15 protein-coding genes and 1 riboswitch are annotated in these 17294 nt (G+C 71.8%); of the genes, 10 read left to right on the plus strand and 5 right to left on the minus strand.

The genetic code is table 11. The annotated features are described in order from the left end of the window. Nucleotides 1–53: 53 nt before the first annotated feature. Nucleotides 54–560: a methylated-DNA--[protein]-cysteine S-methyltransferase gene (locus ACFV9T_RS06905; protein ID WP_385437205.1), complete on the minus strand. Its 507-nt coding sequence runs from the start codon at nucleotides 558–560 to the stop codon at nucleotides 54–56. 152 nt (nucleotides 561–712) lie between these two features. On the opposite strand from ACFV9T_RS06905, the gene ACFV9T_RS06910 reads away from it, so the two are divergent. From ACFV9T_RS06910 to ACFV9T_RS06930, 5 genes are all read left to right on the plus strand, one after another. Further along, nucleotides 713–1231 (plus strand): toxin-antitoxin system HicB family antitoxin, encoded by a 519-nt coding sequence (locus tag ACFV9T_RS06910; protein WP_385437207.1) that lies wholly within the window; start codon nucleotides 713–715, stop codon nucleotides 1229–1231. Between the two features lie 83 nt (nucleotides 1232–1314). After that, nucleotides 1315–2163: a DUF4097 domain-containing protein gene (locus ACFV9T_RS06915; RefSeq protein WP_385437208.1), complete on the plus strand. Its 849-nt coding sequence runs from the start codon at nucleotides 1315–1317 to the stop codon at nucleotides 2161–2163. A gap of 69 nt (nucleotides 2164–2232) precedes the next feature. Continuing rightward, the gene (locus ACFV9T_RS06920; protein WP_385437209.1) at nucleotides 2233–3213 is read left to right on the plus strand and encodes an ATP-binding cassette domain-containing protein; all 981 of its coding nucleotides are present in this window, start codon (nucleotides 2233–2235) and stop codon (nucleotides 3211–3213) included. Further along, the gene (locus tag ACFV9T_RS06925) at nucleotides 3210–3992 is read left to right on the plus strand and encodes an ABC transporter permease (RefSeq protein ID WP_385437210.1); all 783 of its coding nucleotides are present in this window, start codon (nucleotides 3210–3212) and stop codon (nucleotides 3990–3992) included. Before ACFV9T_RS06920 ends, ACFV9T_RS06925 begins: the two co-directional genes overlap by 4 nt. A 168-nt stretch (nucleotides 3993–4160) precedes the next feature. Beyond that, entirely contained in the window at nucleotides 4161–4589 is a 429-nt protein-coding gene (locus tag ACFV9T_RS06930; RefSeq protein ID WP_385437211.1) for a hypothetical protein, read from the plus strand. Between the two features lie 165 nt (nucleotides 4590–4754). On the opposite strand, the gene metE is transcribed toward ACFV9T_RS06930, so the two are convergent. Both metE and ACFV9T_RS06940 read right to left on the minus strand, forming a co-directional pair. Beyond that, nucleotides 4755–7073: a 5-methyltetrahydropteroyltriglutamate--homocysteine S-methyltransferase gene (gene metE, locus ACFV9T_RS06935; protein ID WP_385437213.1), complete on the minus strand. Its 2319-nt coding sequence runs from the start codon at nucleotides 7071–7073 to the stop codon at nucleotides 4755–4757. 165 nt (nucleotides 7074–7238) lie between these two features. Then, nucleotides 7239–7462, minus strand: a riboswitch (cobalamin riboswitch). A 94-nt stretch (nucleotides 7463–7556) separates the two neighbouring features. Further along, nucleotides 7557–7940 carry a winged helix-turn-helix transcriptional regulator gene (locus ACFV9T_RS06940; RefSeq protein WP_385437215.1) on the minus strand — a complete coding sequence of 128 codons (384 nt, stop codon included), beginning with the start codon at nucleotides 7938–7940 and terminating at the stop codon, nucleotides 7557–7559. Nucleotides 7941–8099: 159 nt separating this feature from the next. Between ACFV9T_RS06940 and ACFV9T_RS06945 the strand changes: the two genes are divergently transcribed. Further along, nucleotides 8100–8801, plus strand: coding sequence for an FG-GAP repeat domain-containing protein (locus tag ACFV9T_RS06945; protein ID WP_385437217.1), 702 nt, complete (start codon nucleotides 8100–8102; stop codon nucleotides 8799–8801). Between the two features lie 67 nt (nucleotides 8802–8868). On the opposite strand, the gene ACFV9T_RS06950 is transcribed toward ACFV9T_RS06945, so the two are convergent. Then, nucleotides 8869–10857 (minus strand): APC family permease, encoded by a 1989-nt coding sequence (locus tag ACFV9T_RS06950; RefSeq protein WP_385437219.1) that lies wholly within the window; start codon nucleotides 10855–10857, stop codon nucleotides 8869–8871. Nucleotides 10858–11085: 228 nt separating this feature from the next. Between ACFV9T_RS06950 and ACFV9T_RS06955 the strand changes: the two genes are divergently transcribed. The 4 genes from ACFV9T_RS06955 to ACFV9T_RS06970 all read left to right on the plus strand — a co-directional run bounded on the left by ACFV9T_RS06955 (nucleotide 11086) and on the right by ACFV9T_RS06970 (nucleotide 16316). Then, nucleotides 11086–11928 (plus strand): PhzF family phenazine biosynthesis protein, encoded by an 843-nt coding sequence (locus ACFV9T_RS06955; protein ID WP_385437220.1) that lies wholly within the window; start codon nucleotides 11086–11088, stop codon nucleotides 11926–11928. A 214-nt stretch (nucleotides 11929–12142) separates the two neighbouring features. Beyond that, a complete protein-coding gene (locus tag ACFV9T_RS06960) occupies nucleotides 12143–14374 on the plus strand; it encodes an MMPL family transporter (RefSeq protein ID WP_385437221.1) in 2232 nt (743 codons plus the stop codon). 35 nt (nucleotides 14375–14409) lie between these two features. Beyond that, nucleotides 14410–15636, plus strand: a complete 1227-nt coding sequence (locus tag ACFV9T_RS06965; protein WP_385437222.1) for a sensor histidine kinase — start codon at nucleotides 14410–14412, stop codon at nucleotides 15634–15636. Further along, a complete protein-coding gene (locus ACFV9T_RS06970) occupies nucleotides 15633–16316 on the plus strand; it encodes a response regulator (protein ID WP_385437224.1) in 684 nt (227 codons plus the stop codon). The genes ACFV9T_RS06965 and ACFV9T_RS06970 overlap by 4 nt, the downstream gene beginning before the upstream one ends. A gap of 7 nt (nucleotides 16317–16323) precedes the next feature. Here ACFV9T_RS06970 and ACFV9T_RS06975 read toward each other — a convergent pair whose 3' ends face one another. Further along, on the minus strand, nucleotides 16324–17286 hold the full coding sequence (locus tag ACFV9T_RS06975) for an LLM class flavin-dependent oxidoreductase (protein WP_385437225.1): 963 nt from the start codon (nucleotides 17284–17286) through the stop codon (nucleotides 16324–16326). Nucleotides 17287–17294 lie beyond the last annotated feature (8 nt).

A 17294-nucleotide genomic window follows, 5' to 3' on the forward strand; every position in this document is an offset into this window, starting at 1 on the left:
CATCGGCCTTCTTCCTTCCCTGAGGGGCACGGCGGTCGGGCGGCGCGGGCTGGTTACATGAGGGTCGGCTGCAGCGCGCCCTCGTGGGTGAGGAGCCGCACCTTGCGCTCGACGCCTCCGGCGTAGCCGCGCATGGTCCCGTCCGCGCCGATCACCCGGTGGCAGGGCCGCACCAGCAGCAGCGGATTGGCACCGATCGCCGCGCCCACGGCTTGGACCTGCCCACGGGGTACGTCCAGCCGGTCGGCGAGCTGCCCGTAGGTGATCGTGGTGCCGTAGGGGATCTCCTCCAGCGCGTGCCACACGCGCTGCTGGAAGTCCGTGCCGCCGCCGGGGGTGAAGGGGATGTCGAAGACGGTGAGACCGGCGTCGAAGTAGGCGCTCAGCTGCCGGGCGGTCTCCGCGAACGCGGCGGGCGCGTGGCGCCAGTCGGGGCGTATGGCCGGGGCGTTCTTCTGTCCGGGCATGGACAGCGAGGTCAGCGTGGTGCCGTCCGGTGTCTCGTCGCCCACCAGCAGCAGTTCGCCGAGGGGGCTGTCCACGGTGGTGTAGATGGTCATCGCTGTGCTCTCCCGTGCTCTTTCGCTTCACGGTCAACGATGGGGGGTCGTGGTTCGGAATGCTGGCGGTATTCGGACATTACGTTGAGGGTGGCGCGGCTTGGCGCCATTCGGGGTTGCGTGTGGCGCCATCGTGGTGCCACTATGACGCCATGGACCTCACTCCGTATGTCGACACCCTCCGCCGCGAACTCGCGGTGGCCGCCGAAACCGGCGGGGACGACGCCCGCGCGCTGGCCGAGCGGCTCACCGCTCCGCTGGAGTCGGCGACCCGGCTGGCCATGCTCAACGTGCTCTCCGCCGCGATGGACGAGATCACCCGCGAGCTGGCGCCCGGCTCGGTCGACGTACGGCTGCGCGGGCTCGACCCCGACTTCGTGGTGACCCCGCCGCCCGCCGACCACGGCCCCGTGGAGGCGGCCGCCGCGCCCCTCGAACCGTTCACGGCCGCGGCACCCGCCGACGCCGACGAGGGTGGCACCGCCCGCGTCAATCTGCGTCTTCCGGCCCACCTCAAGGCCCGCGCCGAAGAGGCCGCGAACCGCGAGGGCCTGTCGGTCAACGCCTGGCTGGTCCGGGCCGTCTCGGCAGCGGTCGACGGCGGCGCCCGGCCGCGTACGCCGGAGAAGACCCAGACCGTCGGACAGAGCTTCACGGGCTGGGTGCGCTAACCGCACCCCCGCCCGTACCACTTCACTCCACACCACGTCCCACCAGCGGGGACGCCCTGAAGACCCAAGAGGACGGGACAGCCATGCCTTCTTTCGACACCCCCGAGCCCATCTCGGCCACCGCGCATGTGGAGGCCGGTTCCCTCCAGTTCACGGCGGGCGACCGCCCCGACACCGTCGTCGAGGTGCGGCCCCGCGACCCGAAGAAGGACCTGGACGTGCGGACGGCCGACCAGACCGACGTCTCGTACGCGAGCGGCGTGCTGACCGTCAGGACACCCAAGCCCAATCTGTTCGGCCTCGGCCGCACCGGTGCTGTCGATGTGACGGTCGAGCTGCCCACGGGCTCGCGTATCGACGCGACCGGCGCCTGGACCCAGGTGCTCGGCGAGGGGCGGCTCGGCGAGGTCCGCGTGAAGACCGCCACCGGTGACGTCCGCCTCGACGCGACCGGCCCGCTGCGGCTGACCGCGTCGCACGGCTCGATCACCGTGGGCCGGGTCGACGGCACGGCCGAGATCACCACCAGCTCCGGCAGCCTGCGCGTCAACCTCGTCGACGGCCCCGCCACCCTCAGGAACTCGCACGGCACCACGACCGTCGGCGCCGTGACCGGCGAGCTGCGGGTGCGCGGCGCCAACGGCGACATCGACATCCGGCGCGCCGAGGACTCGGTCACCGCCACCACCGCCCATGGCACCCTGCGGGTAGGTGAAGTGGCGCGCGGTACGGTCCAGTTGGAGACCTCCTTTGGCGCCATCGAGGTCGGCATCCGCGAGGGCACGGCCGCCTGGCTCGACGTCAGCTCGCACTCCGGCCAGGTGCGTAACACGCTCAGCACGTCCGAGGCCCCGGAGAAGACCGAGGACACCGTCCAGGTCCGCGCCCGCGCCCGGTACGGCAACATCGACGTCCGCCGCGCCGCCGTCTGAGCCACCCCACCCCCGTACTCCTCCCGCCACTTCACCCTTCGATCGGAGGGCTCCATGCTTTCGTCTGTCATGCCCACGTCCAAAAGTTCCGCGCCCGCCGCCGTCTCCGCCATCGGTCTGCGCAAGGCATACGGAGACAAGACCGTCCTCGGCGGCATCGATCTGCGCATCCCGGCGGGCTCGGTGTTCGCCCTGCTCGGGCCGAACGGCGCGGGCAAGACCACCACCGTGGAGATCCTGTCCACGCTCATCGCCGCCGACGGCGGACAGGCCCAGGTCGCGGGCCACGACGTCGCCGCCGCGCCGGACGCGGTACGTTCCGCGATCGGTGTCACCGGGCAGTTCGCCGCGCTCGACGATCTGCTCACCGCCGAGGAGAACCTGCTCCTCATGGCCGACCTGCTGCGCCTCGGCAAGCGCGAAGGCCGGTCCCGCGCCCGGGCGTTGCTGGAGCGGTTCGGGATCGCGGACGTGGCGGACAAGCGGGCCGCGACCTTCTCCGGCGGGATGCGGCGCAGGCTCGACCTCGCCATGACGCTGGTCGGAGACCCGCAGGTGATCTTCCTGGACGAGCCGACGACCGGGCTCGACCCCCGCAGCCGCCGCACCATGTGGGAGATGGTGCGCTCGCTGGTCGCGGGCGGCACCACGGTCTTCCTCACCACCCAGTACCTGGAGGAGGCCGACCAGCTGGCCGACCGGATCGCCGTGCTGGACGGCGGCCGGATCGTCGCCGAGGGCTCCGCCGACGAGCTGAAGGCGCGGATCCCCGGCAGCCACGTCCGGCTGCGGTTCACCGAACCCGCCGAGTACGAGCGCGCGGCCGCCGCCTTCCCCGGCGCCGCCCGCGACGAGGAGAACCTCGCCCTGCGCGTGGCGGGCGACGGCGGCATCGACGCGCTGCGCGCCCTGCTCGACCGGCTGGACGCCGCCGGGATCCGGGCCGCCGACTTCTCCGTGCACACCCCCGACCTGGACGACGTGTTCCTCGCCCTGACCGGCGACGGCGCCGCCGCCACCCCGCTTTCCGTCAAGGAGACCCTGCGATGAGCACCCTCACCTACGCCGTGCACGACTCGATGACGATGCTGCGGCGCAACCTCAAGCACGCGATCCGCTACCCGGCCGTGGGGTTCGGCAGCGCCATGACGCCGATCCTGATGCTGCTGCTGTTCGTCTACGCCTTCGGCGACTCGATCGGCGCCGGGATGGGCGGCGACCGGGACGCGTATCTGACCTATCTGACGCCCGGCATCATCATCATGGGGGTGGCCGCCGGTTCGATGTCGACCTCGATCGCGGTGTGCTCCGACATGACCGAGGGCATCATCAACCGCTTCCGCACCATGAGCATCACCCGCTCGTCGTTCATGACGGGGCATGTCATCGGCAGCGTCATCCAGACCATGGTGTGCGCCGTCCTGGTCGTGGGCGTGGCACTCGCCGTCGGCTTCCGGTCGGACGCGACCTGGCTGGAGTGGCTGGCCGCCACCGGTCTCCTCGCGGCCATCGCCTTCGCGGTGACCTGGCTGTCGGCCGCGCTCGGCCTGATCTCCAAGACCGTCGAATCGGCGAGCAACAAGCCGCTGCTGGTCCAGTTCCTGCCGTTCCTCGGCTCGGCGTTCGTCCCGGCCGACTCGATGTCACCGGGCCTGCGCTGGTTCGCCGAGTACCAGCCGTTCACACCGATGACCGAGACCCTGCGCGGCCTGCTCTCCGGCTCCGCGATCGGCGACAGCGGCTGGATCTCGCTCGCCTGGTGCGCCGGGATCACCCTGGTCGGCTACCTCTGGTCGCGCTCGCTGTTCAACAGCACCACCAAGCGCTGAGAGCCCGGTCCTTCCACCCCGGCTCCGGCCGACGGCCCTTACCCGCGAGGTAATCGACCGTCCGCGCGGGTGGCGGCAAGGTGAGGGTCGTGGGGCCCCGAGTCGGCGCACTCCGGCTCGGGGCCCGGCGTTGACCAACGCCCCTTCCCCTGACGGAGGTTGATTGCCATGTCCGCAACCCACGTGGGCCGTACCGCACCCGCCGACGCCCCCGCGGCCCGCCTCTGGCTGCGCCGCTTCCTGGCCCTCGACGCCGCCGTCACCGGCGCCAACGCCCTCGCCTACCTGGCCGCCTCGGGGCCTCTCCGCGATCTGCTCGGCGTCGACCGGGCACTGCTCGCATGCGGGGGAGTGTTCCTGCTCGTGTACGCGGCGGGCGTCGGCTTCCTCGCGTCCCGGCGGCACCCGCCGGTCCTCGCGGTGCGGTGTGTGGTGGAGGCGAACGTGGCGTGGGCGGTGCTCAGCGTCGCGGCGCTCGCGCTGTGGCTGTCGCCGTCCACCGCCGGGACCGTGTGGATACCGCTGCAGGCTGCCGTGGTGGCGGGCTTCGCGGCGCTGCAGTACGGCGCGCTGCGAGCCGCCACCGCGCGTGGCTGAGCCACGAGCGCGACTCCCCGTGGCGGGTGTTGTGCCGCGAGAAAAAGTTAGGTAAACCTAAGTGCGGCGCGGAAGTGAGGCCGCGCGCCTGTCCCGACCGGGGGCCGGGGCAGGAAACGGGCCGGGGTGCGCGAGGCGCCCCGGCCCGTAGGGTGTGTGTCCGGGTCAGGACCCGGACAGCTCGCCGCGGACCGTGCGGGCGGCGGCCACCAGGTTCTCCAGCGAGGCGCGGGTCTCGGGCCAGCCGCGGGTCTTCAGGCCGCAGTCGGGGTTGACCCACAGCCGCTCGGCGGGAATGGCATCGAGCCCGGCGCGCAGCAGTTCGGACGCCTCCTCGGCGCTCGGCACGCGTGGGGAGTGGATGTCGTAGACGCCCGGCCCGGCCTCGCGCGGGTAGCCGTGGGCGGCCAGTTCGCGCGCCACCTGCATATGGGAGCGGGCCGCTTCCAGGCTGATGACATCGGCGTCGAGGTCGTCGATGGCCTGGACGATGTCCCCGAACTCGGCGTAGCACATATGGGTGTGGATCTGCGTGGCCGGACGCACCCCGGTGGTGCTGAGCCGGAAGGCCTCGGTGGCCCACGCCAGATACGCCGCGCGGTCGGCGGCGCGCAGCGGAAGGGTCTCGCGCAGCGCGGGCTCGTCCACCTGGATCACCGAGCTTCCGGACGCCTCCAGGTCGCCCACCTCGTCGCGCAGAGCCAGGGCGACCTGGCGTGCCGTCTCACCGAGTGGCTGGTCGTCGCGGACGAAGGACCAGGCCAGCATGGTGACCGGACCCGTGAGCATGCCCTTGACCGGCCGTGAGGTCAGGGACTGGGCGTACGCCGTCCAGCGCACCGTCATCGGCTCGGGCCGGGAGATGTCCCCGGCCAGCACCGGCGGGCGGACGTAGCGGGTGCCGTAGGACTGCACCCAGCCGTGCTGGGTGGCCAGGTAGCCGGTGAGCTGTTCGGCGAAGTACTGGACCATGTCGTTGCGCTCGGCCTCGCCGTGCACCAGGACGTCCAGTCCGGCCTTCTCCTGGAAGGTGACCACCTCCTGGATCTCGGCCTTGATCCGCTCCTCGTACCCGGCCGTGTCGATCCGCCCGGTCCGCAGGTCGGCGCGGGCGGCGCGCAGCTCGCCGGTCTGCGGGAAGGAGCCGATGGTGGTCGTCGGCAGCAGCGGCAGGCCGAGGTGGGCGCGCTGGGCCGCGCTGCGCTCCCCGTACGGCTGGGAGCGGCGGGTGTCGGCGTCCGTGACCGCGGCGGCGCGGGCCCGTACCGCCGGATCGTGGGTGATCGGCGAGTCGGCGCGGGAGGCCAGCGCGGCCCGGTTGGTGGCGAGTTCACCGGCGATGGCGTCGGTGCCCCGGGCGAGGCCCTTGGCGAGGGCGACGATCTCGGCGGTCTTCTGCTTCGCGAAGGCCAGCCAGCGCAGGATCTGCGGCTCGATGTCCCGCTCGGCCGCCGCGTCGAGCGGCACGTGGAGGAGGGAGCAGGAGGCGGCCACGTCGACCCGGTCGGCAAGACCCAGCAGGGTGCCCAGCGTCGACAGGGACTTCTCCAGGTCGTTGACCCAGATGTTGCGGCCGTTGACCACGCCCGCCACCAGGCGCTTGCCGGACAGTCCGCCGACGGCGGCCAGCGCGTCCAGGTTGGCGGCCGCCGCCTCGGTGAAGTCCAGCGCGAGCCCGTCGACCGGGGCCTTGGCCAGCACCGGCAGGGCGTCGCCGAGCCGGTCGAAGTAGGTGGCCACGAGCAGCTTCGGCCGGTCGGCGAGCGCGCCGAGGTCGCGGTACGCGCGCTCTGCGGCGTTCAGCTCGGCCGGGGTGCGGTCCTGGACGAGGGCGGGCTCGTCCAGCTGCACCCACGCGGCGCCCGCCGCGCGCAGGTCGGCCAGCACCTCCGCGTACACCGGCAGCAGCCGGTCGAGCAGGGTGAGCGGGTCGAAGTCCGCGGCCACCCCGGGGGCGGGCTTGGCGAGCAGCAGGTAGGTGACCGGGCCGACCAGGACGGGCCGGGCGGTCAGGCCCAGGGCCAGGGCCTCCTTCAGCTCCGCCACCTGCTTCGTGGAGTCGGCCGAGAACACCGTGTCCGGGCCCAGCTCGGGCACCAGGTAGTGGTAGTTGGTGTCGAACCACTTCGTCATCTCCAGCGGCGCCACGTCCTGGGTGCCGCGCGCCATGGCGAAGTAGCCGTCCAGGGCGTCGGCCTCGACGGCGGCGCGGTGCCGGGTGGGGATCGCGCCGACCATGACGGTGGTGTCGAGGACATGGTCGTAGTACGAGAAGTCGCCGGTGGGCACCTCGTGGACGCCCGCCCCGGAGAGCTGCCGCCAGTTGGTGGCGCGCAGTTCGGCGGCGGTGGCGCGGAGGGCGTCGGCGGTGACGCGGCCCTTCCAGTAGCCCTCGATCGCCTTCTTCAGTTCCCGGTTCCGGCCCTGGCGGGGGTAGCCGTACACGGTGGCCCGTGCTGCCGCGGCCGCGGTCTTGCTGGTCACGGAGATCTCCTTCGCGAGATGAATCCCTGAGATCCCGGCGACGGGACGAGAGCGCGAAGGGTGACGGAACCCGGCGGAAGACGACCCCGCGCGGCACAGCGCGGTCATCCGCCTGGTAGGTACGCCGACCCGCCCTCGAGGTCACCGAGATGCCGCGCACGAGTGGTTCGTACGCGGGCCACTGGCAGGTCTTCGGACTCGCGGGCACGTCCTCCGGGGGAGGACACCTACTGGCCGTCGCTTCCCAGGCCCGATGTCGCCGGGCCCAGTGCACATGACGGCGGTCGTTCCCGCTCACCGCTGCGGGGCAGTCCCGGATTCCCACCGGGTTCCCTCTTGCGACGCGTCCCGCCTGGCGGACGGGGCGAACCAGCTGCACCGGCCAGCCTACGGGGTGGGGCGCGGGAGGGAAGAGGGCCGTCCGCCATCCGGATGGTGAGGTGGGCCACCCTCTGGGCCACCTCGCCGACGCGGCCCGCTCCGTCAGGCGCCGAAGCGCTGGCGCGCGTCCTCGATGCGGTCGAGGTACTGGTGGGTCCAGCCGCACAGGGCGTCGACCGTGGTGCGCAGGGCCCGGCCCGGCTCGGTGAGGGTGTACTCGACCCGCGGCGGCACGGTGGGGTACACCTTCCGGTCGACCAGGCCGTTGCGCTCCAGCATGCGCAGGTTCTGGGTGAGCATCTTGTGGCTGACGCCCTCGACCTCGTTCCGCAGCTCGCTGAAGCGCAGGGTGCGCTCGCCGATCGCCTCGATGATCAGGAGTGCCCACTTGTTGGCCACGTCCGAGAAGATCTCGCGCGCCAGGGAGTCCGCGCGCCTCAGGTCCGCGTCCTCGGGCAGGCCGTTGAGCTGTTGTTTGGTCACCATCAGGGCACTCTCCTACGGTTTCCCAGTCACCGCAAGAGAGTGCTGTCGCTACGGCGGCATCGGTGGAATATCACATTCGGATAACGCGGTGTTCGTGGGTGAACTTCCGTGCAAGCGCAGGCATCTCACGGTGCGTCAGCAACTGAAAGGTGTTCATCAATGCTTCGGAAGCGCTCACGTTTGATCGCCGTGCCGCTCGCGGCCGCCGCCCTGAGCCTGACCTTCGCCGGTTACCAGGCCGGGGCGGCCGAGCCGTCGGCCCCGTGCCTGGCCGACGCGACCACGCTGCTCGGTGACCTCGACGGCGACACCTACCCGGACAAGATCACCAACCCCGGGCACACCGGCACCGAGATGACGGTCCAGTGGGGCGCCAAGAACGGCTCGTTCGGCAAGAAGCTCCCCGTCAAGGACCTTCTCGGCGCCAAGAAGGGTGAGATCGCGACCGCCGCGGTCGCCGACTTCCGACACGACGGCACGCTGGACATGGTCGTCAACATCGTCGAGCCGTCCGGCGGCGACGACCCCTCGACGGCCCGCCTCGCGGAGTACCGTCCCGGCCCGCTGGACCGGACGAACCTGCGGTCCGCCGACGCCGAGCACTCCGACATCGGCGACCACGGCGAGGCCAGGCAGCTCACCATCGCCCGGTACAACGACGACGCCTACCCGGACCTCGCGATCCGGAACAACGGCGGCGACGGGCAGATGGACCGCGACGTACGGCTCTCGAAGCCGGGCGGCGGCCTCGCGGACTTCGACTACGAGGCGTTCCAGAAGTACGGCGAGGCCGGGTCGTGGGCCGAGCCCCCGGCCATGCCCACCGACGGCTGGAAGCAGTTCTACAAGCCCTGCTCCTGACCATCGCCACCGGGCGCCGCGGCATGTCTCAGGACACCGCGGCGCCCGGTGCGCGTTCTTTCACCGCTCAGCCGACGTGGACGTGCGGCCTGCGCGCCCGGTCGGGTTCGGCCTCGCGGAGGACTTCGCGGGTGACGGGGGCGACCTCGCCCTGGCCGAACAGGAAGAACCGCAGGAACTGGGCGAAGGGGCTGCCCTCGGTCCACTCGAAGTAGATGTGCGGCCTGCACCCGGTCTCGTCCCGTACGTGCAGCAGCAGGGCGGCCAGCGAGTTGGGGATGCTGGAGCCGTCGAGGGTCAGGACGCGGTAGCGGCCGTGCAGCACCTCGCCCCGTACCCGTACCGCGGATTCGAAGTCGGAGGGGTCGCGGACGGTGACCTCGACGAAGATGAGGTCCTCTTCCGCCGGGATGTCGTTGTCGGCCCGGATCTGCTGGGTCTTGTCGCGGTACTCGCCCACGTCGCGGTGGTCGGGCTCGTTGGCGATGAACCGTATCCGGCGGGTGGCGCTGTCCCGGACGAAGCGCTCGGCCATGGTGTCCAGCTCCATGTCGGTGACCCGCAGCTCGAAGGCGCGGGCGAGCCGGGAGAGCAGGGACACCGCGATGATGCCCGCGATGAAACACGCGCCGATCTTGACGCCGTCGGGGCGTTCCACGACGTTGACCGCCGTGGTGTAGAGGAAGACCACGGAGATGGCCCCGAAGGCGATGGTCCAGCCGCGCTGCCGGGCGCGGCGGGCGGCGATGGTGACGGCGACGGCGGCGGACGTCATCAGGACCAGTACGCCGGTGGCGTAGGCGCCGCCCTGGGCGTCCACGTCGGCGTCGAAGATCCAGGTCACCAGGAACCCGATCAGGGTGAAGATGAGCACCATGGGGCGGACCGCGCGGGCCCAGTGCGGTGCCATGCCGTAACGGGGCAGATAGCGCGGCATGAGGTTGAGCAGCCCGGCCATGGCGGAGGCGCCCGCGAACCACAGGATGCCGATGGTGGCGGCGTCGTAGAGGGTGCCGAGCGCCGAGCCCAGGTAGTCGTGGGCGAGATAGGCCAGCGCACGTCCATTGGCCGGGCCGCCCGGCTTGAACGCGTCCTGCGGTATGAGCAGGGTGGTGATGAAGCTGGTGCAGATCAGGAAGCCACTCATGATCACCGCAGCGGTGGTGAGCAGCTTGCGGGTGTCCCGGATCCGGCCGGTGGGCCGCTCCTCGGTGTCGCCGGGGTCGCCCTTCACATGCGGCATGACCGCCACGCCGGTCTCGAAGCCGGACAGGCCGAGGGCGAGCTTGGGGAAGACCACCAGCGCCAGACCGACCATGATCAGGGGATTGCCGTGCTGGGCGGTCAGCGCCTGCGACCAGTCGGTGACCACATGGGAGGCGGTGGCCACATGCCACAGCCCGACGACCACCACGACCGCGTTGAGCGCCAGATACACCCCGACCAGGGCCACTGCCACGCCGATGGCCTCGGTGAACCCCTTGAGGAAGACGGCGCCGAGCAGGGCGACCAGACCCATGGTGATGGCCACCTCATGGCCGTGCAGGGTGCTGGTGAAGTGCGGGTTCTCCACCAGGTGGGTGGTGGCGTCGGCCGCCGAGAGGGTGATCGTGATCAGGAAGTCCGTGGCGGCGAAGCCCAGCAGGGTCAGGACGAAGAGCTTGCCCTTCCAGAACGACAGCAGCCGCTCCAGCATCGCGATCGACCCCTCGCCGTGCGGGCTCTCCTTGGCCACCCGCCGGTACACCGGCAGCGCCCCGAGCAGGGTCACGGCCACCAGGACGAGCGTGGCGATGGGGGAGAGCAGCCCGGCGGCCAGGGCGGCGATACCGGGCTGGTAGCCGAGCGTCGAGAAGTAGTCCACGCCGGTCAGGCACATCACCCGCCACCAGCGCTTTCCCTGGTGCTCCTCGGAGGGCTGGGCGTGGGGGCCCGGCTGGCGCTTGGCCATGTCGGACAGGCCCACCAGCATCCAGGACCGCAAGCGGCCCGAAGCCCGGCGGCGACCGCCCGCACCGTCCTGCGGAGGGGCCGCCACATCGGAGGAGGTGGCCATCGTGTGCTCCTGTCCCACGCTCGATCGAACACGTCACCGAAGAAAATCGGCCAGATCAGAGTAAGCGGGGCGATCGGTGGCCCATGCGGCGGTGGCCAGTCCACCTTTTCGGCGGTGGCCCTGTCGCACCGGACGGCCAGCCGATGGGATAGGAGCTGCTTCCGCCGGTGCGCGGGACACACCAGGACCACCGCCACCACCGCCGCTTTCGAAAGGCCCTTGATCGCCATGCCGCGTTCCCGCTCATTCGCCCAGGTCGACGTGTTCTCCACGGCCCCCTACCGGGGCAACCCGGTGGCCGTCGTCCTCGACGGGACGGACCTGACCGACGAGGAGATGCGGCAGCTGGCCCGCTGGACGAACCTGTCCGAGACCACGTTCGTCCTGCCTCCCACCACCGCCGAGGCGGACTACCGGCTGCGGATCTTCACCCCGGGCGGCGAGCTGCCGTTCGCCGGGCACCCCACCCTCGGGTCCGCGCGCGCGTGGCTGGATCACGGCGGCACACCGCGGCACGCCGACCACATCGTGCAGGAGTGCGGCGCAGGCCTGGTCCGGGTGCGCCGCGGCGATGGCGTGCTGTCGTTCGCCGCCCCGCCGCGCGTCCGCGACGGCGCGCTCGACGAGGAGTACGTCGGCGAGATCGTCGCCGCGTTCGGCATCGAGCGTGACCGCGTCCTCGCCCATCAGTGGGTCGACAACGGACCCGGCTGGGCCGTGGTCCAGCTGGCCACCGCCGCGGAAGTCCTCGCCCTCGAACCCGATCTGTCCCTCATCCCGACCGCGATGGTCGGCGCGATCGGCGCCTACCCCGAGGGGGACGCGTACGACTTCGAGCTGCGCACCTTCGCGCCCGGCGCCGGTGTGGCCGAGGACCCCGTGTGCGGCAGCATGAACGCCGGGGTCGGGCAATGGCTCACCGCCACCGGGGCCGCGCCCTCCGCCTACCGGGTCTCCCAGGGCAAGCGTCTGGGCCGGGCCGGGACCATCGAGATCACCGCCGACGCGGACGGCACCCTCTGGGTCGGCGGCGCCGCCACCGGCTACATCCACGGCACCATCACCCTCTGACCCGCTCCGCGCCAACCCCGCGTGCCCGGGGGCCGGTTACGCCGGTCCCCGTCATCCGTACGCAGCATTTCGCGCTCCTCCTCGAGGAGGACGGCGGCGCGTCGGCTCGTGCGGCGCCACCAACGGAGAGTGCCAGCACGCGCACGATGCCACGGCGCCCCGGTCCGGCCAGGCTGGTGTTCCACTCGCACTCAGACCTGGAGACCCGTTTCTCGTGGCTACGTTCCTCTATCGGTTGGGCCGGTTCGCCTTCCGGCGGCGCCTGTTGATGACGCTGTTGTGGGCGGTGATGCTCGGCGCCGTCGGCCTCGGCGCCGCCAAGGCCCCCGCCGCCTCCGACGACGGCACGTCCTTCATGCCGGGCATCGAGGCACAGAAGGCCTTCGACCTGATCGGAGAGCGTTTCCCGGGCCCGGCCGCCAACGGCGCCAGCGCCCGGATCGTGTTCGTCGCACCCGATGGGGAGAAGGTGACGGCGGCCGACCACCGCGCCGCCGTCGACACGTTCGTGGCGAAAGCGGCGGACGAGCCGAAGGTCAGCGGCGCCGTCAGCCCGTTCACGGCGGGCGCGGTGAGCAAGGACGGCTCCACCGCCTACGTCACGGTGAACTACGAGGTGAAGTCCGGCGATCTCACCGATGCCGACAAGGCCGCGCTGCGGAAGGCCATCGACGGGGCCGGGGACTCCGGTCTCACGGTCGAGGTCGGCGGCAACGCCCTCGCCACGCAGCCCGCGGCGGGCGGCTCCTCCGAGGCCATCGGCATGGCCCTGGCCGCGGTCGTCCTGCTGATCACCTTCGGATCCCTCGCGGCCGCGGGCCTCCCGCTGTTGACCGCCCTCGTCGGCATCGGGATCAGCATGGCCGCCATCATGGCCCTGGGCAGCACCTTCGGACTCACCCTGACCACCGGGACGCTCGCCACGATGCTCGGACTCGCGGTCGGCATCGACTACGCCCTCTTCGTGGTGTCCCGTTACCGCGAGGAGCGCGCCAACGGACACGACCCGCGCGAGGCGACCGGTCTCGCGGTCGGCACGGCGGGCTCCGCCGTGGTGTTCGCCGGTCTGACGGTCGTCATCGCGCTGGCCGGACTGACGGTGATCGGTGTTCCGATGCTGGCCAAGATGGGGCTGTGCGCCGCCGGTGCCGTCATCGTCGCCGTGCTGATCGCCCTCACCCTGGTCCCCGCGCTGCTCGGCATGTGGCCCGACGCCGTCCTCTCGCGCCGTACGCGCAAGGGCGGCCACGTGGCTCAGGTGGTCGACAACGGCGGCACCCGGTGGGCGCGGTTCGTCCTGCGCCGCCCGGTGACCGTGCTGGTGGCGTGCGTCGCGGGCCTGGGCGTTCTGGCGCTGCCCGCCGCGCAGTTGGAGATGGGCATGCCGGGGGCCGAGTCCAAGCCCGTGTCGTCGACGGAGCGGCGCGCCTACGACGCGCTCGCGGACGGCTTCGGCGCGGGCTTCAACGGGCCGCTGACGATCGTGGCGGACGTCAAGGGCGCGGACGAGCCCAAGGCGGCGGCGCGTGCGATCGCCGAGAGGATCGGCGCGACCCGCGGGGTCGTGTCCGTCTCTCCCGCGCGGTTCAACCAGGCCGGTGACGCCGCCCTCTTCTCGGCCGTCCCGGCCACGGGCCCGAACGACGAGGACACCAAGGGCCTCGTCAAGGACATCCGCGCGGAACGCCCGGGCCTGGAGCGGGAGACCGGGGCGACGTTCGAGGTGTCCGGCAGCACCGCGATGGACATCGACGTGGCGCAGGCACTGCAGGACGCGCTCGTGCCCTACCTGGCCGTCATCATCGCCCTGGCCCTGGTGCTGCTGCTGGTGGTCTTCCGTTCCGTCCTCGTGCCCGTCAAGGCCGCACTCGGGTTCCTGCTGTCGGTGCTGGCCGCCCTCGGCGCGGTCGTGGCGGTCTTCCAGTGGGGCTGGGGCGCGGAGCTGCTGGGCGTGGAGCAGGCCGGTCCGATCATGAGCCTCATGCCGATCTTCCTGGTGGGCATCGTGTTCGGCCTTGCGATGGACTACGAGGTGTTCCTGGTCGCGCGGATGCGGGAGGCGTACGTGCACGGGGACCGGCCCGTCCAGGCGGTCGTCACGGGCTTCCGGTACAGCGCCCGGGTGGTCGCGGCCGCTGCCGTCATCATGATCGCGGTGTTCTCCGGCTTCGTCGGCGCCGAGGAATCGATGATCAAGACCATCGGGTTCGGCCTCGCCGTCGCGGTGCTGTTCGACGCCTTCGTCGTCCGCATGGCGCTCGTGCCCGCCGTACTCGCCCTGCTCGGGGACAAGGCGTGGTGGATACCGCGCTGGCTCGACCGGCTGCTGCCCCGCGTCGACGTCGAGGGCACCGGGCTGGCCGCGTCGCCCGCGTACGAGGCCTCACCTGTGGGCGGCGAACCGGTGGGCGGCGAACCAGAGCGCCAGGAACCGGCCCGCACCTGACACGGGCCCCGGGCGGAGTGTTTTCTTGGAGAGTGATGAACAACAGCTGGCAACGCCGGGCGGCGGCCCACCCCACAGCCGTCGAGGCCACGACGGTGGCCCTGCTGTTCGCCTGCACCGTCGCCTCCGTCCTCCTCACCCGGTCGTTCATGCCCGGGACACCACCCCTGTGGCCCGCCATCGCCCTGGCCGCCGTCGCCTGCGCCGCGTTTCCGTGGCGCGGGCGACGGCCCCTGTACGTCCTCGCCACGGCCACGGCGTGCGCCATGGCGCTGGGTGCCCTCGGCTACCTCGTGACGCCTGGGCTGATGGGTCCGCTCCTGGTCGCGCAGTACTCCACGGGTGTGCGGACCGCACGCCGTACCACCTGGAACAGCGCGCTGGCGGCCACCGCGGGCATGGTCGTCACCGGGGGGTTCCGCCCGTCGTTCCCCCACTCACTGATCATCACGATCGTCAACCCGGCCGCCTGGGTGCTCCTGTCGGCGGCCCTGGGCGCCTACGTCCGGGTGCGCCGGGAGTACGCGGCGGCCCGCGCCGAACACGCCGACCGGCAGCGCGAGGAAGAGGCACGCCGCCGGGTGATCCAGGAACGCATGCGCATCGCGCGGGAGTTGCACGACGTGGTCGCCCACCACCTGACCCTGGCCGACGCGCAGGCGGGCGCGGCGGCCCACCTCGCGCGGACCCACCCGGACCAGGCCCTCGGGATCATCGCCAAGCTGCCGGACACCACCGCGGCCGCGCTGCGCGAACTCAAGGCCACCGTAGGGCTGTTGTACCAGGACGACGACACCGCCGACCTCGCTCCCGCCCCGGGTCTTGAGCAACTGAACGAGCTGGTCGACACCTGCGCTACGGCCGGCCTTGAGGTGATCGTCACCGTCGAGGGACGGCGGCGTCCGCTCTCTCCGGTGCTCGACCTGACGGCGTACCGGATCGTCCAGGAAGCCCTCACCAACGTCACCAAGCACGCGGCCACCCGCACCGCCGAGGTCCGGCTCCGCTACGCGCCCCGCTCGCTGACCCTGACCGTCACCAACGACACCGGCTCCGGCCGCCCCCTGGTCACGGCCGCCTCCGGAGGCGGCTTCGGCCTGCTCAGCATGCGCGAACGCGCCACCGCAGCGGGCGGCACCTTCCACGCGGGCCACCGGCCGCGCGGCGGCTTCGAGGTCGCCTGCGGCCTTCCGCTTCCCGCCCCGGTCCACAGCCACGACGAGCTTCCGCTCCATCACCACGACGAGGGTCCCGCCACATGACCATCCGCGTCCTGCTCGCCGACGACCAGGCCCTGCTCCGGGCCACCTTCCGCATCCTCATCGACTCGGTCGAGGACATGACCGTCGTCGCGGAGGCCGCCGACGGACAGGAAGCCGTCGACCTCACCGCCGTGCACCGGCCCGACGTGGTCATCATGGACATCCGCATGCCGAACCTCGACGGAGTGGCGGCCACCTCGGCCATCTGCTCCCGGCCGGAGCTGTCGGAAACCCACATCCTCATCCTCACCACCTTCGAGAACGACGAGAACGTGGCCAAGGCCCTGCGCGCGGGCGCGAGCGGCTTCCTCGGCAAGGGCGTCCGCCCCGACGACCTGATGTCGAGCATCCGCACCGTGGCGGCCGGGGACTCCCTCCTCTCACCCACCGCCACCCGGGCCCTCATCACCCGCTTCCTGGCCACCCCGGACACGGACGGCTTCCTCGCGCTCCCCGACACCGTCAAGGCCCTGACCGACCGCGAACGCGAGGTCACGGCCCTGGCCGCGTACGGCAAGTCCAACGCCGAGATCGCCGACCGGCTCGTCGTGAGCCCGCTGACCGTACGCAGCCACATCCAGCGCGCCATGACCAAAGTCGGCGCCCGGGACCGCGCCCAGCTCGTCGTCATCGCCTACCAGAGCGGCCTGGCCACACCGAGGCCACGCCCCGGCGGCTGATCCCTGCTCACAGCACCCGCGCCAGCGCGTCCAGCGACGCCAGGTAGTCGCCGCCCACCGGCGTGAGGACGGCGCTGGTCACCCCGGCCTCGAACAAACCCGCCAGCGTGGCCCGCGCCTGCTCCGGCGTACCCGCCACGGCCAGCTGCCGCACCCACGCGTCCGGCATGGCGCGGGCGAACTCCTCCGGGCTGTCGCAGCGCGAGCGCAGAGCGGCGAGATCGCCGTAGAAGGGCAGCGGAGCGACATGGGCCCGCCAGTCCGGCTCCCCGACCACGCCGAGGGCGGGCCGGACAGCCGCCAGCGCCACGGCGGGATCGTCATCGACCGCCGCGATGTTGTACGCAACCAGACGGTGCGGGCGGGTGGCGGCGATGCGCCGGAGCGATTCCCGTACGTAGGCGGGCGTCACCGGTTCCGCGAGAAGCGTTCCGTCGGCCACCTCACCCGAAACAGCCAGCGACTTGGGCCCCCGCACCCCGGCCAGCACGGGCGGCACGGTTGGCGGTACGGCGCTCTCCTCCAGCCGCACCCCGTCGACGCGTACGTACCGCCCCTCGTACCGCACGAGTTGGCCGCCCAGCAGCGACTTCAGCACGGTGATGTACTCGCTCAGCAAGGCGAGCGGACTCCCGGGCCACGCCCCGACACTCCGCATCCAGGACGGCATCCCATGGCCGACGGAGATGTCGACGCGGCCGGGATACAGCTGCGCGAGGCTCGCGACCTCCATCGCGCCAAACGCCACGTTCCGCGCCCCCGCGGGCAGCAACCCCACCCCGACGCGCACCCGCTCAGTGGCACCGAGCACGGCAGCCGCCTGAACCAGCCCGCCCCGAAACCCGAGGTCTTCGACCACCCACAACTCATCGAAGCCGTGCGCCTCCGCGCGCCGCGCGAAGGCGACGATGTGTCGCGCCGGAATGTCACGTGGCATGAGGACGCCGATGGCGCCTTCCCGTCTCGTCATACTGATGT

Origin of the sequence: Streptomyces sp. NPDC059850 (assembly GCF_042731515.1) — a bacterium.
Classification (GTDB): domain Bacteria; phylum Actinomycetota; class Actinomycetes; order Streptomycetales; family Streptomycetaceae; genus Streptomyces.